The organism is Pseudomonas alcaligenes (assembly GCF_041729615.1).
Classification (GTDB): Bacteria; Pseudomonadota; Gammaproteobacteria; order Pseudomonadales; family Pseudomonadaceae; genus Aquipseudomonas; species Aquipseudomonas alcaligenes_B.
Genome location: NZ_CP154874.1, coordinates 2,618,853 through 2,644,592, shown reverse-complemented (window position 1 = coordinate 2,644,592; position 25,740 = coordinate 2,618,853). Strand labels below are relative to the sequence as shown.

Genomic DNA, 25,740 nt, shown 5'->3' with positions numbered 1-25,740 from the left:
GGAAAGCACTGGGCTTTACAGGCCGCGCCGCGGAGAAGGCGACTGGATCGCTCGATCTTATCGGGGAGGGTGCGTCGGCGACGGCTTGAGGGGCAACGGGGAACCCGCTGCAGGCCCGAATGTAACACCGGGTTTGGCGCGACGTCCAGCCTGCGCCCAGAAAAAAGCCCCGCACTGTGCGGGGCTTTTTGCATGACGCCTTAGATGTTGGCGTCGAGGAAGGCGGCCAGCTGCGACTTGGACAGGGCGCCGACCTTGGTGGCCTCGACGTTGCCGTTCTTGAACAGCATCAGGGTCGGGATGCCACGCACGCCGTATTTCGGCGGGGTTTCCTGGTTCTCGTCGATGTTCAGCTTGCACACCTTGAGCTTGCCAGCGTAGGTCTGGGCGATCTCGTCGAGCACCGGGGCGATCATCTTGCACGGGCCGCACCACTCGGCCCAGTAGTCGACCAGTACCGGACCTTCGGCCTTGATCACGTCGTCTTCGAAGCTGGCGTCGCTGACGTTGGTGATGAATTCGCTCATGTACAGTCTCCGTGATCGGAAGCAAAAAAGTGGCGCCATGATAGCCCGCCTCGCTTCACGCCGAAAGCCGCTCGCCATTGAGCTTAACTATCAATGGATTTCATGGAGCTGATGAAAGAGTACGGCAAGCGGGCCGCGGGCGGTTAACATGCAGATCATTGGTGCAGCCGCCACCCTACCCCCGGCGCTGCCAGCATTCTGTTAAGGGACCTCCTGACCATGCCCAATGCCACCAAGCAGTTCCCCCTGATCGCCGCCATCGACCTCGGCTCCAACAGCTTCCACATGGTGCTGGCCAAGGCCGATCACGGCGAGATCCGCATCCTCGAGCGGCTGGGCGAGAAGGTGCAGCTGGCCGCCGGCCTCGACGACGAGCGCCTGCTCAGCGAGGAAGCGATGCAGCGCGGCCTGGACTGCCTGCGCCGCTTCGGCCAGCTGATCCAGGGCCTGCCCCAGGGCGCCGTGCGCATCGTCGGCACCAACGCGCTGCGCGAGGCGCGCAACCGTGACGCCTTCATCCGTCGCGCCAACGAGCTGCTCGGGCACCAGGTGGAAGTCATCTCCGGCCGCGAGGAGGCGCGCCTGATCTACCTCGGCGTGTCGCACAGCATCGCCGACACCCCCGGCAAGCGTCTGGTGGCGGATATCGGCGGCGGCAGCACCGAGTTCATCATCGGCCAGCGCTTCGAGCCGCTGCTGCGCGAGAGCCTGCAGATGGGCTGCGTCAGCTTCACCCAGCGCTACTTCAAGGACGGCAAGATCACCCCGGCGCGCTATGCCCAGGCCTACACGGCCGCGCGCCTGGAGCTGATGAACATCGAGCAGGGCCTGCAGCGCCTGGGCTGGCAGGAGGCCGTCGGCGCCTCCGGCACCATCCGCGCCGTGGGCCTGGCGATCAAGGCCGGCGGCCTGGGCAAAGGCGAGGTCAACCCGGAGGGGCTGGCCTGGCTCAAGCGCAGGCTGCTCAAGCTCGGCGAAGTGGACAAGCTGGACATCGACGGCGTCAAACCGGATCGCCGGCACATCTTCCCGGCCGGCCTGGCCATCACCGAGGCGATCTTCGACGCCCTCGACCTGCAGCGCATGGACCACTCCGAAGGCGCGCTGCGCGAAGGCGTGCTCTACGACCTGCTCGGCCGCCACCACCACGAGGATGTGCGCGAGCGCACCCTGGGCGCGCTGATGGAGCGCTACCACGTCGACCTGCAGCAGGCCGCACGGGTCGAGGCCAAGGCCCTGCATGCCCTGGAGCAGGTGGCCACGGCCTGGCAGCTGGACGACGACTGGCACCGCGACCTGCTGCAGTGGGGCGCGCGAGTCCACGAGATCGGCCTGGACATCGCCCACTACCAGTACCACAAGCACGGCGCCTACCTGATCGAACACTCGGACCTGTCGGGCTTCTCGCGCCGCGACCAGCTGATGCTGGCCCTGCTGGTGCGCGGCCACCGCCGCAACATCCCCAAGGACCGTTTCGCCGAGTTCGGCGAGGACGGTGTGCAACTGCTGCGCCTGTGCGTGCTGCTGCGCTTCGCGATCCTCTTCCACCACATCCGTGGCACTCAGGAAATGCCCAGGGTGCAGTTGCTGGCCGGCCCGCAGAGCCTCGACCTGACCTTCCCCGACGGCTGGCTGGAGGCCAATCCGCTGACCCAGGCCGACTTCGAACAGGAAGCCGAGTGGCTCAAGCGCATCAACTTCACCCTCAGGGTGCACTGAGCCCATGAAAAAGCCCCGCCGAGGCGGGGCTTTTTCATCCGGGTGCCCGGCGCTAGCGCAGCTGTGGTGTGGTGAGCTTCTCCAGCAGCGCCGTCTGCGCGTTACGTGGATTGGCGTTGCCACTGGGGCTCAGGCGCAGGTAGCGACCATCCGGCTGCAGCACCCAGGCCTGGGTGTTGTCGGACAGGTAGCTCTCCAGCTCCTTCTTGACCCGGGTGATGAGCTTCTTGCCTTCCACCGGGAAGCAGGTCTCCACGCGCTTGTCGAGGTTGCGCTCCATCCAGTCGGCACTGGAGAGGAACAGCTGCTCATCACCGTCGTTGCCGAAGTAGTAGATGCGGCTGTGCTCGAGGAAGCGACCGACGATGGAGCGCACCTGGATGTTGTGCGACACACCGGGTACGCCCGGACGCAGGCAGCACATGCCGCGCACCACCAGGTCGATGCGCACGCCCATCTGGCTGGCCTTGTACAGGGCGCGGATGACCTTGGGATCGGTCAGCGAGTTGACCTTGGCCATGATGTGCGCCGGCTTGCCCTCGCTGGCGAACTGCGCCTCGCGGGCGATCATGTCGAGCAGGGTCTTCTTCAGGGTGAAGGGCGCGTGCAGCAGCTTCTTCATGCGCAGGGTCTTGCCCATGCCGATCAGCTGGTTGAACAGCTTGGACACATCCTCGCCCAGCGCCTCGTCGGCGGTCAGCAGGCTGTAGTCGGTGTACAGGCGGGCGTTGCCGGCGTGGTAGTTGCCGGTGCCGAGGTGCGCGTAGCGGCGCAGCTCGCCGTTCTCGCGGCGCAGGATCAGCATCATCTTGGCGTGGGTCTTGAAGCCGACCACGCCGTAGATCACCACCGCGCCGGCGGCCTGCAGGCGGCTGGCCAGCTGCAGGTTGGACTCCTCGTCGAAGCGCGCGCGCAGCTCGATCACCGCGGTGACTTCCTTGCCGTTACGGGCCGCCTCGACCAGGGCATCGACGATCTCCGAGTTGGCCCCGGAGCGGTACAGGGTCTGCTTGATCGCCAGCACGTTGGGGTCCTTGGCGGCCTGGCGCAGCAGGTCGATCACCGGGGTGAAAGACTCGAAGGGGTGCAGCAGCAGGATGTCCTGCTTGCCGACCACGTTGAAGATGTTCTCGGCGTTCTGCAGCAGCTTGGGAATCACCGGCGTGAAGGGCGCATGCTGCAGTTCCGGGTGGCTCTCCAGCCCGGTGATGCTGAACAGGCGGGTCAGGTTGACCGGGCCGTTGACCCGATACAGTTCGCTCTCGGAGAGGTTGAACTGCTTGAGCAGGAAGTCCGAAAGATGCTTGGGGCAGGTGTCCGCCACTTCCAGGCGCACCGCGTCGCCGTAGCGGCGGCTGAACAGCTCGCCACGCAGGGCGCGCGCCAGGTCTTCCACATCCTCGGCATCCACCGACAGGTCGGCGTTGCGGGTCAGGCGGAACTGGTAGCAGCCCTTCACGCTCATGCCGTGGAACAGGTCGTCGGCGTGGGCGTGGATCATCGACGAGAGGAACACGTAGTTGTCGCCAGGGCCGCCGACTTCTTCCGGCACGCGGATGATGCGCGGCAGCAGGCGCGGCGCCGGGATGATGGCCAGGCCGGAGTCGCGACCGAAGGCGTCGACGCCTTCCAGCTCGACGATGAAGTTGAGGCTCTTGTTCACCAGCAGCGGGAAGGGGTGCGTCGGGTCGAGGCCGATCGGGGTGATGATCGGCGCGATCTCGTCGCGGAAGTAGCGACGCACCCAGGTCTTCAGCTTGGTGGTCCAGTAGCGGCGGCGGATGAAGTTGACCTGGTGCTTGGCCAGCTCCGGCAGCAGCACGTCGTTGAGCAGCGCGTACTGGCGCTCGACCTGCTCGTGGGCGATCTCGGAGATGCGTGCCAGCACCTGGCTGGGCAGCAGGCCGTCGGCACCGGCCTGTTCGCGGGCGAAGTTGATCTGCTTCTTCAGGCCGGCGACGCGAATCTCGAAGAATTCGTCGAGGTTGCTGGAGAAGATCAGCAGGAACTTCAACCGCTCCAGCAGCGGGTAGGACTCGTCCAGCGCCTGCTCCAGCACGCGGATGTTGAACTTCAGCTGCGACAGCTCGCGGTGGATGTACAGGCTGCTGTCATCCAGGCCGGGAATCGGCGCGGGCGCGGGGGCCGGCTCCGGCTCGACGACGGGCGCCACCTCGGCGGCGACCTCCAGCGGCACGGGCGGTTCGACCTCGAGCTGGGCGTCGACGATCTGCTTGTTGCTGAGTCCCTCGGTGTTCATGTCCTGCTTCCCTGGGGCGCTTCAGCGCCCCGCTTTCAAGAGTTCTGCCGCACGCACGGCGAAGTAGGTGAGGATGCCATCGGCGCCGGCGCGTTTGAAGGCGGTCAGCGATTCGAGAATCACCGCCTCGCCCAGCCAGCCGTTCTGGATGGCGGCCATGTGCATGGCGTACTCGCCGCTGACCTGGTAAGCGAAGGTCGGCACCTTGAAGGCGTCCTTCACCCGCCAGACGATGTCCAGGTAGGGCATGCCCGGCTTGACCATGACCATGTCGGCGCCTTCGGCGAGGTCCGCGCCCACTTCGTGCAGGGCCTCGTCGCCGTTGGCCGGGTCCATCTGGTAGCTGGCCTTGTTGGCCTTGCCCAGGTTGGCGGCCGAGCCGACCGCGTCGCGGAACGGGCCGTAGTAGGCGCTGGCGTACTTGGCCGAGTAGGCCATGATGCGCACGTTGGTGTGCTCGGCCACTTCCAGCGCCTCGCGAATCGCCTGGATGCGCCCATCCATCATGTCCGACGGCGCCACCACCTGGGCCCCCGCCTCGGCGTGCGACAGCGCCTGCCGGACCAGCGCATCGACGGTCACGTCGTTCATCACGTAACCCTCGTCATCGAGGATGCCGTCCTGGCCGTGGGTGGTGAAGGGGTCGAGGGCCACGTCGCTGATCACCCCCAGCTCGGGGAAACTGGCGCGCAGCGCGCGGATGGCACGCTGGGCGATACCGTCCGGGTTCCAGGCCTCGGCGCCGTCGAGGGACTTCTTCTCCAGCGGCGTCACCGGGAACAGCGCCAGCGCCGGAATGCCCAGCGCCACCCAGTGCTCGGCTTCCTTGAGCAGCAGGTCGATGGACAGGCGCTCGACACCCGGCATCGAGGGAATCGCTTCGCGGCGATTCTCGCCATCGAGGACGAACACCGGCAGGATCAGATCGTCGACGCTCAGGCGATGCTCGCGCACCAGGCGGCGGGAGAAATCGTCACGACGGTTGCGGCGCAGGCGGGTGGCGGGGAACAGGCGATTAGCGGGGGTAAAGCTCACGACGGACTCCAGAACCCGCACGGCGGGCGAGTGTGACAGGTATATCCGACCATTATGACCAAATAATGACTGTCACACCCAGACTGCGACGGGCAGCCGCAGTTCCCTTCAGGCCGGCTGGGTCTTCGCCTGCCGTGGCCACAGCAGCCAGCTCAGGCTGGCCAGGCTCCAGGCGGCCAGCAACCACCACACCAGCATGCCTCCCGCCACCAGGCCCACCTGCTGGGCCCAGAGCAGCGCGGGCAGGTTCAGCGCCAGACGCAGCAGCTCCAGAGCGCGGGCAAAAGGCCGGTTCTCCAGCCAGGCACCGATGCAGTACAGGCCGAAGGCCACCCACAGCCAGGCGCCGGCCAGCAGCGCCAGCGGCTGCGCCTCGGCCACCGCCAGCAGCCAACTGGTGCCCAGCACATAGATACCGAACTGCAGCGCCGCATAGAGCTTCTGCCCCCGGTCCAGAGGGATGTCGAACTTGCGGAAGCTGGCCAGGTCCGGTTTGTCCAGCGGGTAGCGCGCCGCCACATCGGCCGGGCGCCAGCCGGTGGGCATGAACCAGATGCGCAACCTGTCCCACCAGGAGCCGGCACGCACCGCGTCGCGCCACAACTGCACGTAGAACTGCAGGTTGGCCCACAGCGGGTTCCAGCTGCGCAGCGGCATGGTCACGCCGAACACCACCGGCTGCTCGTCCAGCTCCTCCTGGAAGGTGCCGAACAGGCGGTCCCAGAGAATGAACACGCCGCCGTAGTTGCGATCCATGTACACCGGGTTCTGCGCGTGGTGCACCCGATGATTGGACGGCGTGACGAAGAACCACTCGTACCAGCCCAGCTTGGGCACGTGGCGAGTGTGCACCCAGAACTGGTAGAGCAGGTTGAGCGCGGCGACCGTGACGAACACCAGCGGCGGCACGCCGGCCACGGCCATCGGCAGGTAGAAGATCCAGCTCAGCAGAAAGCCCGTGCTGGTCTGGCGCAGGGCGGTGGACAGGTTGTAGTCCTCGCTCTGGTGGTGCACCACGTGCGAGGCCCAGAAGATGTTGCGCTCGTGGCCGATGCGGTGGTTCCAGTAGTAGCAGAAGTCGTAGAAGACGAAGGCCAGCACCCAGACCCAGGGCTCGTCCGGCAGCGCCGTGAGGTGCAGGTGCTCGTAGGCGAAGGCATAGCCGAGCACGGCGATGGCCTTGCTCAGCAGGCCGCTGGCCTGCGACAGCACGCCGGCGCTGAGGCTGTTCAGCGAGTCCGCCAGGCGGTAGGTGCTGACCCCGCGCACGCGGTCGGCGAGCAGCTCGAGGGCGATCAGCAGGAAGAAGAAGGGAACGGCGAGCAGGATCAGATTCATGGTTCGGCACGGCACGGGTTGACCTAAGCTGATCCTATGCCTGCCGCGCCGGATACTCGCGGCGGTGAATGCCAGCCGATGTGACATTTGGCGACACTCGGGCAGCAGGTAAACTGCCGTCAGGTTTCGGTCATTTCTTGGAGAACAGCATGCAAAGAAAAGTCGCGGTCATCCTCTCCGGCTGTGGCGTCTACGACGGCGCGGAAATCCACGAGAGCGTGATCACCCTGCTGCGCCTCGACCAGCGCGGCGCCCAGGTGCAGTGCTTCGCCCCCAACATCGCGCAGATGCATGTGATCGACCACCTCACCGGCGCCGAAATGCCGGAGAGCCGGAACGTGCTCACCGAGGCTGCGCGCATCGCCCGTGGTGACGTGATGGACGTGCGCGAGCTCAAGGCCGAGCAGTTCGATGCGCTGATCCTGCCCGGCGGTTTCGGCGTGGCCAAGAACCTCTCCAACTTTGCCCAGGAAGGTGCCAACTGCAGCGTGCAGCCTGACGTACTGGCCGCCGCCCAGGCCTTCGCCCAGGCCGGCAAGCCGATCGGCCTGATCTGCATCGCCCCGGCCCTGGCGGCGAAGATCTATGGCGAAGGCGTCACCTGCACCCTGGGCGCCGCCGACGATCCGGCCGCCTCCGCCCTCACCGCCATGGGCGGCCAGCACATCGAGTGCACGGTGGAAGACATAGTCGAGGACGCCGAGCGCAAGCTGGTGAGCACCCCGGCCTACATGCTGGCCGAATCCATCGCCCAGGCCGCCGCCGGCATCAACAAGCTGGTCGACCGCGTGCTGGAGCTGGCCCAGCCGCACTGACCCGGGAGGCTCGCCCGTGAACCGCTGGAGCATTCCACCCTGGCTGGAAGAAGCTGTGCTGGAGCGTGATCAGGCGTGCATCTACTGCGCAGTGCCATTCTCTACTCCGGCCAATAGGCGAGGCGACCGCCCCTCGTGGGAGCACATCATCAACGATATGAACATAGTGACGCTGCAAAACATCGCGCGCTGCTGCCTCTCATGCAATGCCAGCAAGGGGGCAAAGCATCTGCGCAGCTGGCTGCAATCGCCCTATTGCCTGCGTAAGAATATTAGCGAGAGCACAGTGGCCCCTATTGCCCGACAGGCCCTATTGAACGGTTCGGCCATTCAATAAGGGCCGTTCCGGCCAATTCGCGCGGCGCCTGCGCCGCGCCCCTGTTCAGCGCAGCACGGCTGCGGCAGCGTGGCCGGCAGTGATCGAGTCGCAGGAGTGCAGCATGCACGAGCCGGTTTTCCAGCTTTCCGAGGAACAGCGCCAGGGTGTGGAAGCCTTCTTCCAGCGCATTCCGTTCAACCAGATGCTCGGCATCCGCATCGACGAACTGCGCGGCGACCGGGTGGTGATGAGCCTGCCGATGAAGCCCGAGCTGATCGGCAACTTCGTCCACGGCATCCTGCATGGCGGGGTGATCTCCTCGCTGCTCGACGTCGCCGGCGGCGCCATGGCGCTGATCGGCGCCTTCGACAAGCACCAGCACCTGAGCCAGCAGGAGCGCATGCAGCGCCTGTCCAAGCTGGGCACCATCGACCTGCGCGTGGACTACCTGCGCCCCGGCCGCGGTCAGCTGTTCAGCGCCACCGCCGTGCTGCTGCGCTCGGGCAACAAGGTGGCGGTGGTGCGCAGCGAACTGCACAGCGACGACGGCACCCTGGTGGCGGTGGGCACCGGCACCTATCTGTGCGGCTGAGGCATGCTCACTGCGTCAGCCTGTGCCCCCGATGCAATCCGGGAAGCAGGCAACTCCATCCCCGGATTGCATCCGGGCTACTTCATCAGGCGGGTCAGGATACGGTCGAGTGCGTTGGCGAAGGCCTGGCGGTCCTTGTCCGCGTAGGCCGCCTGGCCACCGCCCATCTGCCCCTGCTCGCGCAGGTCGGTAAACAGGTTGCGCACCGCCAGGCGCTCACCCATGTTGCGCTCGTCGAACTCGCGGCCGCGCGGGTCGAGCGCCGCCACGCCCTTCTTCACCAGGCGGTCGGCCAGCGGGATATCGCTGCAGATCACCAGCTCGCCAGGCACGGCGTGCTCTACCAGATGGTCGTCCGCCGCATCCGGGCCGCTCGGCACCACCACCAGCCTGACGCAGGCGAAGTTCGGCCGCGCCACCGCCTGGCCGGCCACCAGCACCACCTCGAAGCCGCGCTTGAGGGCGAACTTCACCACCTGATCGCGGGCCAGCCGGGGACAGGCGTCGGCGTCGATCCACACACGCATGTTTTGACAATCCTCAGGGAACAGCGACTAGTATGCCCCAGCCCATCGGCCATCGAAAAAACAGGCATTCCCATGCAGTTCTGGCAGCGCATCGAAGAACCGGCCCAGGTGCTTGTCGCCGGGGCCAGTCGTGGTATCGGCCTGGCACTGACGGCGCAGCTGCTCGAGCGCACCGAAGTGGGCAGAGTCATTGCCGTGGCGCGCCAGGCACCTGCAAGCGACGATCTGCTGGCCCTGCAGGCTCGCCATGATTCGCGTCTGCAGCTGCTGGCCTGCGACCTGCGCAGCGACGCTGCCGTAGCCGAGCTGGCCAGCCAGGTGCGCGCGCAAACTGAACGCCTGCACCTGCTGCTGTGCAGCGTAGGAATTCTCCAGAGCGAGGCTGCACGTGCCGAAAAAAGCCTGACACAACTCAGCCTTGAGGGGCTGATGGCCAGCTTCCACAGCAACTGCTTCGCCCCCATTCTGCTACTCAAGCACCTGCTGCCCCTGCTGCGCGGCAAGCACCCTTGCAGCGTGGCGGCCCTGTCGGCCAGGGTGGGCTCTATCGGCGACAACCGCCTGGGTGGCTGGTACAGCTACAGGGCCAGCAAAGCAGCATTGAACCAGCTGCTGCACACAGCCAGCATCGAACTCCGGCGACTCAACCCGCAGAGCTGCGTACTGAGTCTGCATCCCGGCACCACCGACACCGAGCTGTCGCGGCCGTTTCAAGCCAGTGTCGCGGCCGACAAGCTGTTCAGCCCCGACTTCGCCGCTCGCTGCCTGCTGCAGCAGGTAGCCGAACATGGGCCGGAAGACAGCGGCAGCTTCTGGGCATGGGATGGACAGCGGATTCCCTGGTAGGTCAGGCCGTGCGCCGCACCGTGGCCAGCAAGGCCGCGGCGGCCATGAACAGACCGCCGAAGGTGCGGTTGAGCAGGCGCTGCTGGCGCGGCGAGCGCAGCGCACGCAGCACCCGCGCGGCCAGGCCGGTATAGCCGGCCATGACGATCAGGTCGACCGTGACCATGGTCGCCGCCATCACCAGGTACTGGATCAGCAGAGAGCCCCTGGGGTCGAGGAACTGCGGCAGCACGGCGAGGATGAAGATGATCGCCTTGGGGTTGCTGGCGTTGACCAGGAAGCCGCGCAGCACCAGGGTCAGCGGCCGCCCCAGCGGGCGCTCGGCATCGCCGGCGGCGATCTCGCCGGGCAGGGCCACCCACTGCTTCCAGCCGAGGTAGACCAGGTAGGCCACGCCGAACCACTTGATCAGGTTGAACGCCATCTCCGAGGTGGCCAGCACCGCGCCGAGGCCGGCGGCGACCACGGCGATCTGCATCAGCAGTGCCAGCTGCAGGCCCAGGGCATTCCAGTAGCCCCGCCAGAAGCCGTAGCGCAGCCCGGCGCTCATCGAGGCGATGGCGCCGGCACCCGGCGACAGGCTGATCACCCAGCAGGCGACGAAGAAGGCGAGCCAGATATCCAGGGCCATGGGGCAGTACCTCGCAACGAATGGACGGAAAGCAGACGCAACAGCCTACTCCCTGGTGCGCGCCTTGTGCAGCCCGGGCTCAGCGCCAGCGCCGCACGGCGCGTTGGAAGAACAGGCTGTTGGGTACCTGGATCAGCGCCCCGGCATGTTCCTCGCCGAGGTCTTCGAGGGTGGTGTAGAACAGGTTGATGGCCACCACCCTGCCCTTCACCCCGGGCTTGTCGGCGCTGTCGATCAGCTCCACGGTATCGCCCAGGCGGAACGGGCCGAGGGTGAAGATCAGCAGGGCGCAGAACAGGTTGGACAGCACGCTCCAGATGGCGAAGAAGGCCACCGCGGCCACCGCGACGAAGCCGGTCAGGGCCGTCCACAGCACTTCGGCGGATACGCCGAGGCGCTCCAGCACCAGCATCAGCGCACTGCCGATGATCAGCCAGCGCAGCAGGCCGCGCAGCGGCAGCCAGAGTTCGGCCGGCAGCGCCGCGTAGCGCTCGCCGAGGCGGGTGATGCCGGCGCTGACCAGGCGCTGGCCGATCCAGGCCAGCAGCAGGATCAGCAGAATCTGTCCCGCCAGGGTCAGGGGCTCGCGCCAGTCGCCGAGCAGGGCCAGTTGTTCCATCAGTCGCTCTCCTCCAGTTGCTGCTGCAGCGCCTCCAGGGTCTCCAGCGCCACCAGCCAGGCCTCCTCCACCTCGGCCTCGCGGGCCTTGAGGCGGGCCTGCTCGGCCAGCAGCTCGCGCAGCTCGTCCTTGCGCGCGGCCTCGTACAGGCCGCTGTCGCCGAGCTTCTGCTCGACGCCGGCGAGCTGCTCGTGGAGCTTGCCCAGCTCCTGCTCCAGCTTGTCGGCCTGCTTCTTGTGCGGCGCCAGCTGCTGGCGCAGGGCGGCGGCGGCCTGGCGCTGGGCGCGCTTGTCGGTCTTGTCGACGGCCGGTGCTGCCGCGCTCTGCGGCTGCTGGCGGGCACGGTAGTCGATCAGCCAGCGGGCGTAGTCGTCGAGGTCGCCCTCGAACGGCTGGATGCGCCCGTCGGCCACCAGGAGGAACTCGTCGGTGGTGCTCTTGAGCAGGTGGCGGTCGTGCGACACCACCAGCACGGCGCCGGCGAAGTCCTGCAGGGCCATGGTCAGGGCCAGGCGCATTTCCAGGTCGAGGTGGTTGGTCGGTTCGTCGAGCAGCAGCAGGTTGGGCTTCTGCCAGGCGATCAGGGCCAGGGCCAGGCGCGCCTTCTCGCCGCCGGAGAAGTTGAGCACCGGCTCGTCGCAACGCGGCCCCCGGAAATCGAAGCCGCCGAGGAAGTCGCGCAGGGTCTGCTCGCGCTCGCTCGGCGCCAGGCGCTGCACATGCAGCAGCGGGCTGGCCTTGGGGTCGAGGGCGTCGAGCTGGTGCTGGGCGAAGTAGCCGATGGCCAGGTTCTCGCCGCGCGCCAGGCTGCCGCCGAGCACACCGAGGTCGCCGGCCAGGGTCTTGATCAGGGTCGACTTGCCGGCGCCGTTGGGCCCCAGCAGGCCGATGCGCGCGCCGGGCGCCAGGCTCAGCTTGACCTTGTCCAGCACCACCTTGTCGCCGTAGCCGAGGCGCGCCTCGGACAGGTTGAGCAGCGGGCTGGAGACCTTGTCCGCCTCACGGAAGACGAAGTCGAAGGGCGAGTCGACATGCGCCGGGGCCAGCTCTTCCAGACGCTCCAGGGCCTTGATCCGGCTCTGCGCCTGGCGCGCCTTGGTGGCCTTGGCCTTGAAGCGACGGATGAAGTCCTCCATGTGCGCGCGCTGCGCCTGCTGCTTCTCGTAGGCCTGTTGCTGCTGCGCCAGGCGCTCGGCGCGGGTGCGCTCGAAGGCCGAGTAGCCGCCGCGGTAGAGGGTCAGCTTCTGCAGCTCGAGATGGGCCACGTGGTCGACCACCGCATCGAGGAAGTCACGGTCGTGGGAGATCAGCAGCAGGGTGCCGGGGTAGCCCTTGAGCCACTCCTCCAGCCAGAGGATGGCGTCCAGATCCAGGTGGTTGGTCGGCTCGTCGAGCAGCAGCAGTTCGGACGGGCACATCAGCGCCTGGGCCAGGTTCAGGCGCATGCGCCAGCCACCGGAAAAGTCGCCGACGCGTCTGTCCATCTGCTCGGCGGTGAAGCCGAGGCCGGCCAGCAGCTTGCGCGCACGGGCGTCGGCCGTGTAGCCCTGGGCGTTGTCCAGTTCGGTGTGCAGGCGGGCGATGGCGGCGCCGTCATGGGCCGCCTCGGCCCTGGCCAGCTCGGCCTGGATCGCGCGCAGCTGCACGTCGCCATCGAGCACGTAGTCCACCGCCAGGCGCTCGAGGTTGTCCACCTCCTGGCGCATATGGGCGATGCGCCAGTCGGCCGGCAGCTGGCAGTCGCCGGCGTCGGGACCGAGCTCGCCGCGCAGCAGGGCGAACAGGCTGGATTTGCCGGCGCCATTGGCACCGATCAGGCCGACCTTCTGGCCGGCGTGCAGGGTCAGTTCGGCGCCTTCGAGCAGGCGCTGCGGACCACGCTGTAGAGTGAGGTTCTGGAGTCGGATCATAATGGCGGCGCAGTCTACCAGCTTCGCCCTGCCCTCGCCTGGAGCGCCGCATGCCCACCGACCTGTGGAATTTCGCCCTCGCCTGCTATGCCCGCCCCGGCGTGGAAGCGCTGTGCCTGCGCCTGCAGGAAGGCGGCGCGGATGTCTGCCTGCTGCTCTGTGCCCTGTGGCTGGAGCGGCGGCGGGTGGCCTGCGACGAACAGCGCCTCGACCAGCTGCGCGCCATCGCCGAACCCTGGCAGCGCCAGGTGGTGCAGCCCTTGCGCGAACTGCGCCGAGGCCTGAAGACACCGGCGCAGAGCGATCCGCAGCTGGCGCGCCGGCGTGAACAGATCAAGGCGCTGGAGTTGGAGGCCGAGCAGGAACTGCTCAGGCGGCTGGAGGGTGCGAGCCAGAAATGGCAGGCCACGGAGGATGCCGTGGCCTGGCTGGAGCAACTGGTGGACGACCGCGACGCGCGCGGACTGCTGCGCGCCGCGGCCAACCAGACTTAGGCGGAGGGTGCGGCGCTGCCGTTGCCGGTGCCCGGAGCAGCGGCCGGGGCCGCAGTCGGCGCGGCGGCGCTGGCCGGCGCTGCCGGCTTGGGCGCAGGTTTGGCGGCCGGTTTGGCAGCAACCGGCTTCTTCGCCGCCGGCTTGGCTGCGGGTTTCGCCGCCGGCTTCGCGGCAGGCTTGGCCACAGCTTTGACAGCCGGCTTGGCCGCAGCTTTGACCGCCGGTTTCGCGGCAGGCTTCGCAGCAGCCTTGGTCGCGGGTTTGGCAGCGGGCTTGGCCGGCGCCTTGGCAGAGGCAGGCTTGGCCGCAGCTTTAGCGGCGGGCTTGGCAGCTGGCTTCGCGGCTGCTTTGGCGGCCGGCTGGCTGGCGGGTTTGGCCGCCACCTTGGCCGCAGGTTTTGCGGCAGGCTTGGCCGCCGGCTTGGCGGTACTGGCGGCCTTCTTCACCGCCGGCTTGGCGGCAGCCTTGGCAGCGGGTTTTGCCGCAGGCTTGGCGGCCGGTTTCGCCGCAACCTTGGCAGCCGGCTTGGCAGCACTCTTCGCTGCGGGTTTCGCCGCGGGTTTGGCGGCGGCCTTGCTGGCGGGTTTGGCGGCAGGCTTCTTCGCGGCCGGCTTGGCCACGACCTTGGCCGCGGGCTTGACCGCGCTGCGGCTGTCCAGGGCCTTGGCCGCGGCCTCGCGCACCTTGCCTACGCCCTGGGCCAGCTTCAGGCTCTCCTGGGCATCACGCTTGAGTTGCGCGATATAGCCGCGGGTCTCGGCCTGGCGGGTCTTGAGTCCCTCCAGCAGCTCCTCCAGTTCGGCGACCGCGGCCTTGGCTTTTTCCTGGGCCTTGGCCTTGCCGGCCTTGGCCGCCTCCTGCAGTTTGGCACGGGTGTCATGCAGCTTTTCCTGAGCCTTGCCGCGCTGCTTTTCAAGCTTGGTCAGCAGCTGTTCGGCATCCACCAGCGCTTGCGAGCAGGCCTTCTCCAGATGTTCGAGCAGGCTGTGGGAAAGTTGCTGAAGCAGGTGCAGAGGGGTGCTGACGGACTTCTTATTGTTGGTCGGCATGACGTGCCTCCTAACGGACGTTGGTGCACCCCATACTAGACGCCCGACTCGCCGGTCGCTAGCACCCGCGCCAGCAGCAGGCATAATCGCCGGCAAATTCCGTGGAGAACTCCCCATGTTGCGTCACGCGCTGCTGTTGCTGTGCCTGTTTCCGTCCCTGCTGCCGGCGGCGCCGCAGTACGAGGATCTGGCCTACAGCCTGGGAGTACGGCTGGGTGAACGCTTGCGTACCGAGGTGCCCGATCTGCCCATCGACGAGCTCGTCGCCGGCCTGCGCCAGGCCTATCTCGACCAGCCGCTACGCCTGCCGGAGCAGCGCATCGACACCCTGCTGGAGAACCACGAGGCGAGCATCGCCAACCTCCGCCAGGAACAGGCACGGCAGGCCGAGGGACGCTTCCTGGCCAGAGAGAAGGCCACCTACGGTGTGCGCGAACTGGCCGGAGGCGTGCTGGTGCGCGAGCTGCGCGGCGGAACCGGCGCCAGACCCGAGGCGAACAGCCGGGTGCGGGTGAACTACCGTGGTGAGCTGGCTGACGGCCGCCTGTTCGACCAGAGCGAGGGGCCGCAGTGGTTCCGTCTCGGCGCGCTGATTCCCGGCTGGCAGACCGCCCTGCGGCAGATGCCGACCGGCGCGCGCTGGCGCGTGGTGATTCCGTCCGCCCAGGCTTATGGCGAGGAAGGGGCCGGCGACCTGATTCCGCCAGATGCACCTCTGGTGTTCGAGGTCGAGCTGCTGGAAGTGGCCGACTGAGCGCCCAGCAAAAAGCCGCCCCGGGGGCGGCTTTTCATTGCGCCATCCGCCTCAGAGCGGGGTCGCGGTGGCCTGCTGCTGATGGGCGTTGTGCAGCACCTCGATCAGGCAGTCTTCCAGTTCGAAGCGCTCGTGCAGCAGCTGACCGAGTCGCTTCAGCTCGGCGCTGAGCGAGGCGGTGTCGCGGCAGTCGCCGTTGTCGCAGCGGTCGTTGAAGGCCAGGGCCACCTCGGTGATGGCCTCGATGCGCGGGTAGATCTGCTTGGCCAGTTCCAGGCCGCGCTGGTCACCGAAGGCCTTGGCCTCGACGGTGAGCTGCTCGTAGACCTCGAAGTGCCCGGCCGACACGTAGTCCACCAGGATTTCGCAGAAGCGCTGGATATCGGCGGCATTGGCCGCCGGGGCCTGCGGCTTGTCGCACAGCGCACCGAAGGCGCCGACCAGCTCATGACGCTCCTGCAGCCAGCGGTCGATCAGCTGGTGTACTCCGCCCCAGCGTTCCTGGGCGTTCTGGCAGCTCTCGAGCATGATGTCCTCACTTCCCTACTGGTGAATGCTGAATACGCCAGCCCCGAGACATTTTATTGTCAGCTCGCGAATTCCCGGGGAACGCCTCGCCGGTTTTATGGCGAGACGTAGGGCCAGAGTATGCCCACTCGACGCGGGCATCAAGTCACCCCGTGCGGGAAATCTGCACCTCTCATGGCGCGGGCTTGTAGAAGCTCAGGGTCACCTGCCCCAGCTCGACGCCCCACTTGCTCATGCGCGCCCGGTTGAGCATGACACGCTGGTCCATGAGGAACATCCAGTCGTCGAAGTCGACCAGGTACTCCTCGCCGTCCACCTTCAGGCGCAGCTGGTAGCGCCAGTGCAGGGCGTTGCCGGCCACCTCTCCGACGGCCTCGCCGACCACGTCGGCGGCCGTGCCGCGCCAGCTGCCGTCGGCCTGGCGGCGCAGGGTCCAGACCCGCCGTTCGGTAGTGCCATCGCTGTAGGTGAAGCGTTCGTCGAGGGTCCCGACATCGCCCTGCCAGGTGCCGGTCATGGCCACATGGAAACGCTTGACCACCTCGCCGGAGCGGTTCTGAAACATGCCCCAGGCTTCCAGTTCGCCATTCAGGTAGTCGGACAGTTCGAGGCGCGGCTGTTCGCTGGCGTACTGGCGGATATCCGGGCCGCTGCAGGCGGTGAGCCCGAGCAGCAGCAGGCAGAGCAGGACGAGACGCATGGCATTCCTCCGCGGCGCGATCGTGAGCGCAGAACTATCGCGCGCGATCGCGGCGGCGGCAAACCGGGGGCGTTACAGGCTGTTGCGCCGCAGCAGCTGGAACAGGGCGAACAGGATCATGCCGATGAAGGCCAGCAGGCTCCACTCCGGCACGCTGAGGCCGAACAGGGTCCAGCTCACCTCGGCGCAGTCGGCGGTGCCATGGAACACCAGGCGCACGATTTCCTGCAGCGGCAGGGCCTCCATCATGAATTCCAGGCTCGGCAGGCAGGCCTCCAGCTGGTCGGCCGGCACGCTCTGCAGCCACACCTGGCGCGCCGCAGTGCCGGCGCCGCCGGCGGCAAACAGCAGCGCCAGCCCGGCATAGATGCGCTGGCCGAGACGCTGCGGGCCATGGATGGCGGCGACCAGGCAGACCAGAGCGAAGAGGATCACGAAGACCCGCTGCACGATGCACATCGGGCAGGGGTTGAGGCCGACCGCATGCTCCAGGTAGAGCGCCCCGCCCATCAGGGCCAGGCAGCCGAGGAAGGCCAGCAGGAACAGCGAACGCGGATTGGCCAGCGCCATGGGAACTCCGATGCAGGGCGGGAAAGGCGCCTACGGTAGAGGAAAGCCGAACGGCCTTTCAAGGCACAGGCGGACGCCCCGTCAGCGACAGGGCGCCGCACGTCAGGCCGAGGGTTGCGGCAGCTCGGGCAGGGAGCGCCCCTGCAGGGCCAGCGTTTCCTGCAGCAGCTGGTTGCTGCGCGCGACGTCGCCCTGGCTGGCCAGCAGGCGCGCCAGTTCGGCGCAGGTCTCGGCGCTGCGGGAAAACTCCAGGCTGATCTCGAAATACTCGCGGGCCTTGCCCCACAGGCCGTTGATCAGGCACAGGCGGCCCAGGCTGAGCAGCAGCAGCGGGTCCTGCGGCTGCTGCTTGAGCAACGCTTCGGCAGTCTGCAGCTGGCGCGCCGGATCGCGCCCGCGCAACTGGCCGTAGAGGCGCACCAGGCGGCCGTCGTAGCCCTGTTTGAGAGCCTTGCGCAGCACCTCCTCGGCCTCTTCCTGGGCGCCCAGGGCGCGCAGCTGGCCGGCGTAGGCCAGCAGCAGCTCGGGATCCTGGCGCTGCGCTGCGGAGAGCTGCTGCCAGGCGCCGGTGAGCGGCTGCAGGGCCGCCTCGCCCTGGTCCAGGCCCTGCTCGCCGGCGGCCTGCAGGCGGGCGATCCATACCCGGCGCTCCAGCTCGACCAGCGCCTCCCCCTGCAGCACCTTGCCCTTGCGCAGCTCCGGCAGCAACTCCAGCAGCGCCGCCCAGTCGCCCCGCTCGACCAGGGTGCGCTGCAGCTGCTCGAGCACCTGGTGATGCTGTGTGTGCCGCTCGCGCATGGCCTGCAGGGTGTTCAGCGCGCCGTCCAGGTCACCCTGCTCGCGCTGCAGCTCGGCATGCGTCAGGGCGATCGCCAGCTCGGCCTGGGGCTGGCGGCGCAGGGCCTGCTCGAGCAGTGCCTCGCTCTGCTCCATGCGCCCCAGCTTGTGGGCGGCGCGGGCGGCGCCCAGGTAGTACATCAACGGCTGGCGCTCACCTTCGGCAGCGAGGGAGAGATGGCGCACGGCGCGCTCCCAGCGCCCCTCGATCAGGTCCAGCAGGCCCTTGTCGGCGGCCAGCTGCTGGCGCCGCCCACGCTGGCGGCGCGACCAGGGATTGAGCAGGCCGCCGGACACCAGGCCCAGCCGGATCAGCCCGCGCAGGCCGCGCAGCAGCAGCCAGGCCAGCAGCAGCAGGAGCAGGAAGACCCACAGGCTGGACTCGTAGCGCAGGCCCTTCCAGGCGATCAGCACGTAGCCGCTGTGTTCGGCGATGGCCAGGCCCAGCGCGGTGGAACCGGCCACCACCAGCAGCAGGAGCAGGACGGCGCGGATCATTGGCCGTCCTCCTCGACCGCCTCGGGCAGCAGCTCGGCGGCCTCGCGACGCTTGAGGTAGGCCTGCAGGGTGTTCAGCGCATCGTCCAGCGGGGGCACGCCGGCCACCACCGACTGCCCGGCCAGCTCGTCGACGCGCTTGCGCAGGGCCTGCACGGCCTGGTTGTCGCGGTCGAAGTAGGTATCCAGCACCTCGGCAGCGGCGGCCAGGGCCTGGCGGTAGACTTCCGGCTCGCCATTCAGCGCGCCCCACTGGGCCTGCTCGAGGGCCAGCGCCAGGGTCAGGCGCACCTGCGCCAGGCTCTGCCCGGCCAGCTGCGGGCGCACGTCCTGGTCGGCGTGCAGGTCGATGCGCACATAGCGCGACAGCTGCTCCCACAGCGCCTGCCAGCGGCTGCTGTCGCTGACCGTGACACTGCTCGGCACCTCGGCCGGGACAATGTACTCGGGGGCCAGCAGCTGCAGCCCGGCCACCTGCTCGCGCAGGGCGGCCAGCTGCAGGAACAGGCCGCTGCGGTCGACCTGCGGCAGGCTGCGCAGCGCCTCCAGCACCTTGATCAGTTCGCCACGGGCGGCGAAGGCCTGCGGGTCGTTCTGCGCCCGCAGGATGTCGTCGGCGCCCTGCACCAGGGCGATGGCGCTGTCCACGTCCTGCAGCGCGGAGAGGCGCAGCATGGCCAGGCGCAGCAGGTGCTCGGCCTCGGCCAGGCGCCAGTCCTCGCGGCTCTTGCCGAGCACGCCGGAGAGGCTCTGCGCCAGGCGCTGCTGCTCACCCTGCAGGCTCACCAGCAGGTCGCGCTGGGTGGCCAGCTCGTCCGCCGTGGGCAGGCCGGCCAGGCGCTTGGCGACATGCTCCTCGCTGGCCTGGAGACGCGCCTGGGCCGCCTCGCCGACCTGCTGGAACTGCGCCAGCTGCGCCGCTGCCTGGCCCTGCTGCTGGTGCAGCTGCCAGGCGCTCCAGGCGCCGGCGCCGAGGCCGGCCAAGCCGACCAGCAGCGCCAGCCAGGCCGGACCACGCCCCTTGGCCTTGGCCACGGGCGGTTGCTCGGCGGCGGGTTGCGGGGTCGGTTCGCTGATCTGCGGGGCTGTTTCGCTCACGAGTCCTTTTCCTTCGAGTCAGTGGGCCGGCGCCGGATGGGCGCGCAGGGCCGCCAGAACGGCCGCGGCACTGGCGCCGCGACAATCGATGACCTGCCGGGCGCCGGCCGCGCGGGCCAGTTCGGCCACCCGCGGGCTAGGCACCAGCAAGGGTAGCCGAGCCAGCTCCGTCCAGGCAGCGGCGGCCTGCTGGCGCAGGTTGTCCAGGCCCTGGGCACTGCTCACCAGCAGGGCGTTGAGGCGCTGCGCCGCCACCAGCTGCGGCAAGGTGCCGCTGGGGTATTGAGGACACAGACGCCGGTAGAGTGGCAGATAGTCCACCGCCACGCCGCGCGCACGCAGGGTCTCGGCGATCAGCTCGCGGCCGCCCTCGCCACGCATCAGCAGCACCCGCGGGTTGGCCACGCGCAGGGCCTGGTCGAGCTCGGGCAGGGCCAGCAGGGCCTCGCTGTCGTCGCCCTGGCTCGGGCAGCAGGCGCCCAGGCCATGCGGCCGCAGGTAATCATCGAGCAGCTGCGCGGTGGCGGCACCGACGCTGAACCAGCGCGGCCCCGCCGGCGGCTGCGACCAGTGACGGTCGAGCAGGGCCAGGCCCAGGCGCGCGGCCGGCTTGCTCACCACTATGACCGCGCAGTAGCGCTGCAGGCCGAGGATGGTGGCGCGCTGCTCGGGCGTCTCGGCCAGCGCCTCGGTCTCCAGCAGTGGCAGGCTGCAACTGAACACCCCGGCCTCGGCCAGGGTGGCGGCCAGGGCCGCGCACTCGGCGGCCGGGCGGGTCAGCAGCAGGCGCCAGCCCGTCACTCGGGGGCGGCCTCGCCGTAGACCGCCTTGAGAATGGCCTCGGCGCCCTGCGCCAGCAGCTGCTCGGCCACCTGCACGCCGAGCGCCTCGGCGTCGCTGCCGCGGCCCTCGGCGCGCAGCAGCAGGCCGCCGTCGGGCTGGCCGACCAGGCCGCGCAGCCACAGCTGCTCGCCTTCGCGCAGGGCATAGCAGGCGATCGGCACCTGGCAGCCGCCGTTCAGGCGCTTGTTCAGCGCGCGCTCGGCGGTGACCCGCGCGGCCGTCTCGGCGTGGTGCAGCGGCGCCAGCAGGGCATGGATCTCGGCATCGGCGCTGCGGCACTCGATGCCCACGGCGCCCTGGCCGCCGGCCGGCAGGCTGTCGTCGACGCTGATCGAGGCGCGGATGCGCGCCTCGAAGCCGAGGCGGATCAGGCCGGCAGCGGCGAGGATGATGGAGTCGTACTCGCCGGCGTCCAGCTTGGCCAGGCGGGTGTTCACGTTGCCGCGCAGGAAGTGGATCTTCAGGTCCGGGCGGCGCGCCAGCAGCTGGGCCTGGCGACGCAGGCTGGAGGTGCCGACCACGCTGCCGGGGGGCAGCGCGTCGAGGCTGTCATAGGTATTGGAGACGAAGGCGTCGCGCGGGTCTTCGCGCTCGCAGATGCAGAACAAGCCGAGCCCCGCGGGGAAGTCCATCGGCACGTCCTTCATGGAGTGCACGGCGATATCGGCGTCGTTCTCCAGCAGGGCGGTTTCCAGTTCCTTGACGAACAGGCCCTTGCCGCCGATCTTCGCCAGCGGCGCGTCGAGCAGCTTGTCGCCACGACTGACCATGGGCACCAGGCTGACCTTGAGCCCGGGGTGAGCCTGCTCCAGGCGGGCCTTGACGTACTCGGCCTGCCACAGGGCCAGGGCGCTCTTACGGGTGGCGATGCGGATTTCGCGGGACATGGGCAATTCCAGAAAACGGACTGCCGGGGATGATAACAGGATGGTCGGCGCACGCCCGCAGGCGGAATCGTCGCAGGACGTCCGCCGCCGGGCTCAGAGGTTGTGCATCAGCTTGCGCACGCCGGCCACGTGACGGCGGCTGACGGTCAGGGCATCCGCCCCCAGGCCCTTGAGGTAGAGCTGGAAGTGCCCCAGCGGCGTGCGCTGCAGGCGCTCGATGCGCTCGCGGGCGACCAGGGCGTTGCGGTGGATGCGCACGAAGCGCTCGCCGAACTCGTCCTCCAGCGCCTTCAGCGGCTCGTCCAGCAGCACCTCGCCACCCTCGTGGCGCAGGGTCACGTACTTGTGGTCGGCGATGAAGAAAATCACCTGCTCCAGCGGAATCAGCTCGATGCCCTTGCGGGTGCGCGCGCTGATATGGCTGCGCGGGCCGGCGCCATTGCCGCCGGCAGCCGGACGGGTCAACGCGGCCAGCTGCACGCGGTTAGGCCGCTCGGCCTTCTTCAGGGCGGCGGCCAGGGCCTCCGGGCGCACCGGCTTGACCAGGTAGCCGACGGCGCTGACGTCGAAGGCCTCCAGGGCGAACTCGTCGTGGGCGGTACAGAAGATCACAGCTGGCGGCGCCTCGCGCTCGCACAGCCTGGCCGCCACCTGCAGGCCGTCGAGGCCGGGCATGCGGATATCCAGAAGGACCACGTCCGGGCGCAGGCTGTCGATCAGCGCCAGCGCCTCCTCGCCGTTGCTGGCCGAGGGCTCGAGGACACGATAACCCTCGAGTTCGCCGACCATGCGGGTCAGGCGCTCGCGGGCAAGGGGTTCGTCATCGACGATCAGCACATTCATATTGCTCGGGCTTCCTGCATGAGTCTCGAACAAGGATAGCGTAGACAGGTGAAGTGGCGCCCGTCACGGCGATCCACGCTGAGACTGGCACCGGGGCCGAAAAGTGCCGCCAGGCGCGCGTCGATATTCACCAGGGCCTGGTGGGTCCCGCGCGACGGTTGCTGCTCGGCGACTTCCTGGAAGGGGTTGCTCACGCAGAGCTGGAACACCCCGTCCCGGTAGTCCGCCTCGATCCGTACCAGGCCGCCCTCGATGCGCGGCTGGATGCCGTAGATCAGGGCATTCTCCAGCAGCGGTTGCAAGGTCAGCTGGGGGATCGGCAGATCCGCCGGCACATTCTCCACCTGCCAATCCAACTGTAGCCGGTCGCCGAGCCGATAGTGCTCGATCGACAGATAACGCTTGGCCAGCTCCAGCTCCTCGCCCCAGGACACCAGGGTGCCAGGCCGGGCCAGGCTGGCGCGGAACAGGTCGGAGAGGTCGAGCACCGCCTGCTCGGCCTTGTGCGGGTCGACCGCCACCAGGCTGGCGATGCTGTTCAGGCTGTTAAACAGGAAGTGCGGGCGGATGCGCGCCTGCAGCGACTCGATGCGTGCCTTCAGCTCGGCCTGCTGCTGGCGGCGCCACTGGCTCTGCAGGTAGAAGTAGCGCAGCAGCAGGCCGGACATGATCAGGCTGATCAGCGCATGGCGCAGGTACAGGTTGACCTCGCCGTCGCGCGGCAGCATCCCGCCCAGCTCGTAGAAGTCGGCCACCGCCGTGCAGACTAGGGTCAGGCCCACCACCAGGGCGCAGCACAGGCTGCCGGCCAGCGCCGCGCGCAGGCGCGCCAGCAGCGGGCGCAGGCGGCACAGCAGGGCAGCGGAGAGCAGCACTATCCACTGCACGAACAGCGAGGTCAGCGCCAGGCGCACCCAGTTGAAGCCCGGCAGCATCGGCTCGGCCAGCACCAGCACCAGCACCAGCAGCTCGGCCAGCAGCACCATGCTGAGCAGGGCCTCGGGCTCGCACAGTTCCGGGAGGAAGAAATCGTCGTCCGGGGCCAGGGTGCGCCCCTTGTTGAACCAGTGGATTTTCATCCGCGCAGTTTCCTCGCGTGCGCACCCGGGCGGCAAGCCAGAGCGTTCCAGCCGGGCCAAAAGAGGGCCCCAGCTGCCGACGACCGTGGAAAACTGTGACGCGCCCTGCAGATCGGCGCGGCCTCGGTTTTCCCGGCAAGGCTGTTATTATCGGCACACTTTGTCCGATCCGCAGGCCCGCGCCTGCCCTGCCACGAGTCCAGCCATGAGCAGCGATAAAACCAACCAGTCCTGGGGCGGCCGCTTCAGCGAGCCCGTCGACGCCTTCGTCGCCCGCTTCACCGCCTCCGTCGACTTCGACAAGCGCCTGTATCGCCACGACATCATGGGCTCCATCGCCCACGCCACCATGCTGGCCAAGGTCGGCGTGCTGACTGCGGAGGAGCGCGACGCCATCGAGGCGGGCCTCAAGCAGATCCAGGCCGAGATCGAGGCCGGCCAGTTCGACTGGCGCGTCGACCTGGAAGACGTGCACATGAATATCGAGGCACGCCTGACCGACCGCATCGGCATCACCGGCAAGAAGCTGCACACCGGCCGTTCGCGCAACGACCAGGTGGCCACCGACATCCGCCTGTGGCTGCGCGACGAGATCGACATCATCCTCGCCGAGATCACTCGCCTGCAGCAGGGCCTGCTGGGTCTGGCCGAGGCCGAGGCCGACACCATCATGCCCGGCTTCACCCACCTGCAGACCGCCCAGCCGGTGACCTTCGGCCACCACCTGCTGGCCTGGTTCGAGATGCTGTCGCGCGATTACGAGCGCCTGGTCGACTGCCGCAAGCGGGTCAACCGCATGCCGCTGGGCTCGGCCGCGCTGGCCGGCACCACCTACCCGATCGCCCGCGAGATCACCGCCGAACTGCTGGGTTTCGACGCCGTTGGCGGCAACTCGCTGGACGGCGTGTCGGATCGCGACTTCGCCATCGAATTCTGCGCCGCCGCATCCCTGGCGATGATGCACCTATCGCGCTTCTCCGAAGAGCTGGTGCTGTGGACCAGCGCGCAGTTCCAGTTCATCGACCTGCCGGACCGTTTCTGCACCGGCTCCTCGATCATGCCGCAGAAGAAGAACCCCGACGTGCCCGAGCTGGTGCGTGGCAAGAGCGGCCGCGTGTTCGGCGCCCTGACCGGCCTGCTGACCCTGATGAAGGGCCAGCCGCTGGCCTACAACAAGGACAACCAGGAGGACAAGGAGCCGCTGTTCGACGCCGCCGACACCCTGCGCGACTCGCTGCGTGCCTTCGCCGACATGGTCCCGGCGATCAAGCCCAAGCGCGAGATCATGCGCGAGGCGGCCCGCCGCGGCTTCTCCACCGCCACCGACCTGGCCGACTACCTGGTACGCAAGGGCCTGCCCTTCCGCGACTGCCATGAGATCGTCGGCCATGCGGTGAAGTACGGCGTGCAGAGCGGCAAGGACCTGGCCGAGATGAGCCTGGACGAACTGCGCCAGTTCAGCGACCAGATCGGCGACGACGTGTTCGCCGTGCTGACCCTGGAAGGCTCGGTCAACGCCCGTGACCATATCGGCGGCACCGCGCCGAATCAGGTACGTGCCGCCGTGGCCCGCGGCAGGGAACTGCTGGCGAAGCGCTGATCGCCCGCCAAGGGAAAAGGACTTCCCATGCTTGAGCTGTTTCTACGTGGCCTGCTGTTCCTCGGCGAGGCCACTCTGGAGCTGATCTTCAGCTACTTCTTCTACAGTGCCGGCTGGCTGCTGTTGCGCCTGCTGACGCTGGGGCGCTATCCGCGCCTGCCACTGCGCCAGATCGATCCGGAGAGCCCACGCGGCAACTGGATCGCGGCCTTCGGCGTCCTCTGCCTGGTTGCCCTGCCACTGGCTGTACTGGTTCTCCTCTACGGCTAACCACTTCGAGAGTATTCGCATGAGCCTGCATATCCGTACCGCCAGCGCCGACGACGCCGCGCTGATCCTGCGCTTCATCACCGACCTGGCCATTTACGAGAAGGCCGAGCACGAGGTGCAGACCGACGTCGCCGGCATTCGCGACAGCCTGTTCGGCGAGGGCTCGACCACCCACGCGCTGATCTGCGAGCAGGATGGCGTGGCGATCGGTTTTGCCGTGTACTTCTTCAGCTACTCGACTTGGCTGGGCAAGCACGGCATCTATCTGGAAGACCTCTACGTATCCCCCGAATACCGCAAGCTCGGCGCCGGCAAGGCGCTGCTGCAGCATCTGGCGCAACTGGCCGTGGCCAGGGGCTGCGGACGCCTGGAGTGGGCCGTGCTGGACTGGAACACGCCGGCCATCGAGTTCTACGAATCCTTCGGCGCCCGCCCCAAGGACGACTGGATTTCCTACCGCCTGACCGGCCAGGCCCTGCTCGACTTCGCCGCCGGCTAAGTACCTGCCGCGGACCTGCTGCGCGGCGGCCATGCTTGGCTGGCAAAGGGCCTC

At 68.2% G+C, this 25,740-nt stretch carries 28 protein-coding genes; 10 read left to right on the top strand and 18 right to left on the bottom strand.

The genetic code is table 11. The annotated features are described in order from the left end of the window. Positions 1–200 precede the first annotated feature (200 nt). Positions 201–527 (bottom strand): thioredoxin TrxA, encoded by a 327-nt coding sequence (gene trxA, locus AAG092_RS12900; protein WP_110682832.1) that lies wholly within the window; start codon positions 525–527, stop codon positions 201–203. A 219-nt stretch (positions 528–746) separates the two neighbouring features. On the opposite strand from trxA, the gene ppx reads away from it, so the two are divergent. After that, positions 747–2,246, top strand: coding sequence for an exopolyphosphatase (gene ppx, locus AAG092_RS12895; protein WP_373386995.1), 1,500 nt, complete (start codon positions 747–749; stop codon positions 2,244–2,246). A 52-nt stretch (positions 2,247–2,298) separates the two neighbouring features. Here the strand turns inward: ppx and ppk1 are convergent, their stop codons facing one another. The 3 genes from ppk1 to AAG092_RS12880 form a co-directional block, all read right to left on the bottom strand. Beyond that, positions 2,299–4,506 (bottom strand): polyphosphate kinase 1, encoded by a 2,208-nt coding sequence (gene ppk1, locus AAG092_RS12890; protein WP_373386994.1) that lies wholly within the window; start codon positions 4,504–4,506, stop codon positions 2,299–2,301. A gap of 21 nt (positions 4,507–4,527) precedes the next feature. Further along, positions 4,528–5,541 carry a porphobilinogen synthase gene (gene hemB / locus AAG092_RS12885; protein WP_110682829.1) on the bottom strand — a complete coding sequence of 338 codons (1,014 nt, stop codon included), beginning with the start codon at positions 5,539–5,541 and terminating at the stop codon, positions 4,528–4,530. 108 nt (positions 5,542–5,649) lie between these two features. Continuing rightward, positions 5,650–6,879 (bottom strand): sterol desaturase family protein, encoded by a 1,230-nt coding sequence (locus tag AAG092_RS12880; RefSeq protein ID WP_110682828.1) that lies wholly within the window; start codon positions 6,877–6,879, stop codon positions 5,650–5,652. A 149-nt stretch (positions 6,880–7,028) separates the two neighbouring features. Between AAG092_RS12880 and elbB the strand changes: the two genes are divergently transcribed. From elbB to AAG092_RS12865, 3 genes are all read left to right on the top strand, one after another. Further along, positions 7,029–7,694 (top strand): isoprenoid biosynthesis glyoxalase ElbB, encoded by a 666-nt coding sequence (elbB, locus tag AAG092_RS12875; protein WP_110682827.1) that lies wholly within the window; start codon positions 7,029–7,031, stop codon positions 7,692–7,694. A gap of 16 nt (positions 7,695–7,710) precedes the next feature. Beyond that, on the top strand, positions 7,711–8,031 hold the full coding sequence (locus tag AAG092_RS12870) for a hypothetical protein (protein WP_373386993.1): 321 nt from the start codon (positions 7,711–7,713) through the stop codon (positions 8,029–8,031). Between the two features lie 103 nt (positions 8,032–8,134). Further along, a complete protein-coding gene (locus AAG092_RS12865; protein ID WP_110682826.1) occupies positions 8,135–8,605 on the top strand; it encodes a thioesterase family protein in 471 nt (156 codons plus the stop codon). Positions 8,606–8,682: 77 nt separating this feature from the next. Here the strand turns inward: AAG092_RS12865 and AAG092_RS12860 are convergent, their stop codons facing one another. After that, positions 8,683–9,132: a YaiI/YqxD family protein gene (locus tag AAG092_RS12860; protein ID WP_373386992.1), complete on the bottom strand. Its 450-nt coding sequence runs from the start codon at positions 9,130–9,132 to the stop codon at positions 8,683–8,685. A 72-nt stretch (positions 9,133–9,204) separates the two neighbouring features. Between AAG092_RS12860 and AAG092_RS12855 the strand changes: the two genes are divergently transcribed. After that, entirely contained in the window at positions 9,205–9,978 is a 774-nt protein-coding gene (locus tag AAG092_RS12855; RefSeq protein ID WP_373386991.1) for an SDR family NAD(P)-dependent oxidoreductase, read from the top strand. 1 nt (position 9,979) lies between these two features. On the opposite strand, the gene AAG092_RS12850 is transcribed toward AAG092_RS12855, so the two are convergent. The 3 genes from AAG092_RS12850 to AAG092_RS12840 all read right to left on the bottom strand — a co-directional run bounded on the left by AAG092_RS12850 (position 9,980) and on the right by AAG092_RS12840 (position 13,138). Then, a complete protein-coding gene (locus AAG092_RS12850; RefSeq protein WP_110682823.1) occupies positions 9,980–10,609 on the bottom strand; it encodes a LysE family transporter in 630 nt (209 codons plus the stop codon). A gap of 79 nt (positions 10,610–10,688) precedes the next feature. Next, complete coding sequence (locus AAG092_RS12845; protein WP_373386990.1) at positions 10,689–11,228, bottom strand: mechanosensitive ion channel domain-containing protein; 540 nt, start codon at positions 11,226–11,228, stop codon at positions 10,689–10,691. After that, entirely contained in the window at positions 11,228–13,138 is a 1,911-nt protein-coding gene (locus tag AAG092_RS12840) for an ATP-binding cassette domain-containing protein (RefSeq protein ID WP_373386989.1), read from the bottom strand. Before AAG092_RS12840 ends, AAG092_RS12845 begins: the two co-directional genes overlap by 1 nt. 50 nt (positions 13,139–13,188) lie before the next feature. On the opposite strand from AAG092_RS12840, the gene AAG092_RS12835 reads away from it, so the two are divergent. Then, positions 13,189–13,632: a TIGR02444 family protein gene (locus AAG092_RS12835; protein ID WP_373386988.1), complete on the top strand. Its 444-nt coding sequence runs from the start codon at positions 13,189–13,191 to the stop codon at positions 13,630–13,632. Here AAG092_RS12835 and AAG092_RS12830 read toward each other — a convergent pair. Further along, the gene (locus tag AAG092_RS12830) at positions 13,629–14,681 is read right to left on the bottom strand and encodes an AlgP family protein (protein WP_373386987.1); all 1,053 of its coding nucleotides are present in this window, start codon (positions 14,679–14,681) and stop codon (positions 13,629–13,631) included. The genes AAG092_RS12835 and AAG092_RS12830 overlap by 4 nt on opposite strands. Before the next feature lie 115 nt (positions 14,682–14,796). On the opposite strand from AAG092_RS12830, the gene AAG092_RS12825 reads away from it, so the two are divergent. Continuing rightward, on the top strand, positions 14,797–15,435 hold the full coding sequence (locus tag AAG092_RS12825) for an FKBP-type peptidyl-prolyl cis-trans isomerase (protein ID WP_373386986.1): 639 nt from the start codon (positions 14,797–14,799) through the stop codon (positions 15,433–15,435). A gap of 51 nt (positions 15,436–15,486) precedes the next feature. Here the strand turns inward: AAG092_RS12825 and rsd are convergent, their stop codons facing one another. From rsd to AAG092_RS12780, 9 genes are all read right to left on the bottom strand, one after another. Beyond that, the gene (gene rsd, locus AAG092_RS12820) at positions 15,487–15,963 is read right to left on the bottom strand and encodes a sigma D regulator (protein WP_110682817.1); all 477 of its coding nucleotides are present in this window, start codon (positions 15,961–15,963) and stop codon (positions 15,487–15,489) included. Between the two features lie 172 nt (positions 15,964–16,135). Further along, positions 16,136–16,663 (bottom strand): DUF3833 domain-containing protein, encoded by a 528-nt coding sequence (locus tag AAG092_RS12815; RefSeq protein ID WP_110682816.1) that lies wholly within the window; start codon positions 16,661–16,663, stop codon positions 16,136–16,138. A 72-nt stretch (positions 16,664–16,735) separates the two neighbouring features. Then, entirely contained in the window at positions 16,736–17,233 is a 498-nt protein-coding gene (locus tag AAG092_RS12810; RefSeq protein WP_110682815.1) for a disulfide bond formation protein B, read from the bottom strand. A gap of 102 nt (positions 17,234–17,335) precedes the next feature. Then, positions 17,336–18,568, bottom strand: a complete 1,233-nt coding sequence (locus tag AAG092_RS12805; protein WP_373386985.1) for a heme biosynthesis protein HemY — start codon at positions 18,566–18,568, stop codon at positions 17,336–17,338. Further along, on the bottom strand, positions 18,565–19,665 hold the full coding sequence (locus AAG092_RS12800) for a uroporphyrinogen-III C-methyltransferase (protein WP_373386984.1): 1,101 nt from the start codon (positions 19,663–19,665) through the stop codon (positions 18,565–18,567). The genes AAG092_RS12805 and AAG092_RS12800 overlap by 4 nt, the downstream gene beginning before the upstream one ends. An 18-nt stretch (positions 19,666–19,683) precedes the next feature. Beyond that, entirely contained in the window at positions 19,684–20,466 is a 783-nt protein-coding gene (locus tag AAG092_RS12795) for a uroporphyrinogen-III synthase (RefSeq protein WP_373386983.1), read from the bottom strand. Continuing rightward, positions 20,463–21,395: a hydroxymethylbilane synthase gene (hemC, locus tag AAG092_RS12790; RefSeq protein WP_373386982.1), complete on the bottom strand. Its 933-nt coding sequence runs from the start codon at positions 21,393–21,395 to the stop codon at positions 20,463–20,465. Before hemC ends, AAG092_RS12795 begins: the two co-directional genes overlap by 4 nt. A 93-nt stretch (positions 21,396–21,488) precedes the next feature. Continuing rightward, positions 21,489–22,238 carry a LytR/AlgR family response regulator transcription factor gene (locus AAG092_RS12785; protein WP_373386981.1) on the bottom strand — a complete coding sequence of 250 codons (750 nt, stop codon included), beginning with the start codon at positions 22,236–22,238 and terminating at the stop codon, positions 21,489–21,491. Next, a complete protein-coding gene (locus AAG092_RS12780; protein WP_373386980.1) occupies positions 22,235–23,317 on the bottom strand; it encodes a sensor histidine kinase in 1,083 nt (360 codons plus the stop codon). The genes AAG092_RS12785 and AAG092_RS12780 overlap by 4 nt, the downstream gene beginning before the upstream one ends. Positions 23,318–23,522: 205 nt before the next feature. On the opposite strand from AAG092_RS12780, the gene argH reads away from it, so the two are divergent. Genes argH through AAG092_RS12765 form a run of 3 tightly spaced genes read left to right on the top strand, consistent with a single transcriptional unit; the run spans position 23,523 to position 25,686 of the window. Further along, positions 23,523–24,917 (top strand): argininosuccinate lyase, encoded by a 1,395-nt coding sequence (argH, locus tag AAG092_RS12775; RefSeq protein ID WP_373386979.1) that lies wholly within the window; start codon positions 23,523–23,525, stop codon positions 24,915–24,917. A 27-nt stretch (positions 24,918–24,944) separates the two neighbouring features. After that, the gene (locus AAG092_RS12770) at positions 24,945–25,187 is read left to right on the top strand and encodes a hypothetical protein (RefSeq protein ID WP_373386978.1); all 243 of its coding nucleotides are present in this window, start codon (positions 24,945–24,947) and stop codon (positions 25,185–25,187) included. Between the two features lie 19 nt (positions 25,188–25,206). Further along, positions 25,207–25,686, top strand: a complete 480-nt coding sequence (locus AAG092_RS12765) for an N-acetyltransferase family protein (RefSeq protein ID WP_373386977.1) — start codon at positions 25,207–25,209, stop codon at positions 25,684–25,686. The last annotated feature ends 54 nt before the right edge of the window (positions 25,687–25,740 follow it).

What these genes read in the sequence shown, in the direction of transcription:
- AAG092_RS12765 (WP_373386977.1), top strand. Translation starts at nt 25,207, where the DNA reads ATGAGCCTGCATATCCGTACCGCCAGCGCCGACGACGCCGCGCTGATC.
- AAG092_RS12855 (WP_373386991.1), top strand. Translation starts at nt 9,205, where the DNA reads ATGCAGTTCTGGCAGCGCATCGAAGAACCGGCCCAGGTGCTTGTCGCC.
- AAG092_RS12785 (WP_373386981.1), bottom strand. Translation starts at nt 22,238, where the DNA reads ATGAATGTGCTGATCGTCGATGACGAACCCCTTGCCCGCGAGCGCCTG.
- ppx (WP_373386995.1), top strand. Translation starts at nt 747, where the DNA reads ATGCCCAATGCCACCAAGCAGTTCCCCCTGATCGCCGCCATCGACCTC.
- AAG092_RS12880 (WP_110682828.1), bottom strand. Translation starts at nt 6,879, where the DNA reads ATGAATCTGATCCTGCTCGCCGTTCCCTTCTTCTTCCTGCTGATCGCC.
- argH (WP_373386979.1), top strand. Translation starts at nt 23,523, where the DNA reads ATGAGCAGCGATAAAACCAACCAGTCCTGGGGCGGCCGCTTCAGCGAG.
- AAG092_RS12805 (WP_373386985.1), bottom strand. Translation starts at nt 18,568, where the DNA reads ATGATCCGCGCCGTCCTGCTCCTGCTGCTGGTGGTGGCCGGTTCCACC.
- AAG092_RS12845 (WP_373386990.1), bottom strand. Translation starts at nt 11,228, where the DNA reads ATGGAACAACTGGCCCTGCTCGGCGACTGGCGCGAGCCCCTGACCCTG.
- AAG092_RS12830 (WP_373386987.1), bottom strand. Translation starts at nt 14,681, where the DNA reads ATGCCGACCAACAATAAGAAGTCCGTCAGCACCCCTCTGCACCTGCTT.
- AAG092_RS12825 (WP_373386986.1), top strand. Translation starts at nt 14,797, where the DNA reads ATGTTGCGTCACGCGCTGCTGTTGCTGTGCCTGTTTCCGTCCCTGCTG.
- AAG092_RS12860 (WP_373386992.1), bottom strand. Translation starts at nt 9,132, where the DNA reads ATGCGTGTGTGGATCGACGCCGACGCCTGTCCCCGGCTGGCCCGCGAT.
- ppk1 (WP_373386994.1), bottom strand. Translation starts at nt 4,506, where the DNA reads ATGAACACCGAGGGACTCAGCAACAAGCAGATCGTCGACGCCCAGCTC.
- hemC (WP_373386982.1), bottom strand. Translation starts at nt 21,395, where the DNA reads ATGTCCCGCGAAATCCGCATCGCCACCCGTAAGAGCGCCCTGGCCCTG.
- AAG092_RS12815 (WP_110682816.1), bottom strand. Translation starts at nt 16,663, where the DNA reads ATGCGTCTCGTCCTGCTCTGCCTGCTGCTGCTCGGGCTCACCGCCTGC.
- trxA (WP_110682832.1), bottom strand. Translation starts at nt 527, where the DNA reads ATGAGCGAATTCATCACCAACGTCAGCGACGCCAGCTTCGAAGACGAC.
- elbB (WP_110682827.1), top strand. Translation starts at nt 7,029, where the DNA reads ATGCAAAGAAAAGTCGCGGTCATCCTCTCCGGCTGTGGCGTCTACGAC.
- AAG092_RS12770 (WP_373386978.1), top strand. Translation starts at nt 24,945, where the DNA reads ATGCTTGAGCTGTTTCTACGTGGCCTGCTGTTCCTCGGCGAGGCCACT.
- AAG092_RS12865 (WP_110682826.1), top strand. Translation starts at nt 8,135, where the DNA reads ATGCACGAGCCGGTTTTCCAGCTTTCCGAGGAACAGCGCCAGGGTGTG.
- AAG092_RS12850 (WP_110682823.1), bottom strand. Translation starts at nt 10,609, where the DNA reads ATGGCCCTGGATATCTGGCTCGCCTTCTTCGTCGCCTGCTGGGTGATC.
- AAG092_RS12780 (WP_373386980.1), bottom strand. Translation starts at nt 23,317, where the DNA reads ATGAAAATCCACTGGTTCAACAAGGGGCGCACCCTGGCCCCGGACGAC.
- AAG092_RS12840 (WP_373386989.1), bottom strand. Translation starts at nt 13,138, where the DNA reads ATGATCCGACTCCAGAACCTCACTCTACAGCGTGGTCCGCAGCGCCTG.
- AAG092_RS12810 (WP_110682815.1), bottom strand. Translation starts at nt 17,233, where the DNA reads ATGGCGCTGGCCAATCCGCGTTCGCTGTTCCTGCTGGCCTTCCTCGGC.
- AAG092_RS12835 (WP_373386988.1), top strand. Translation starts at nt 13,189, where the DNA reads ATGCCCACCGACCTGTGGAATTTCGCCCTCGCCTGCTATGCCCGCCCC.
- rsd (WP_110682817.1), bottom strand. Translation starts at nt 15,963, where the DNA reads ATGCTCGAGAGCTGCCAGAACGCCCAGGAACGCTGGGGCGGAGTACAC.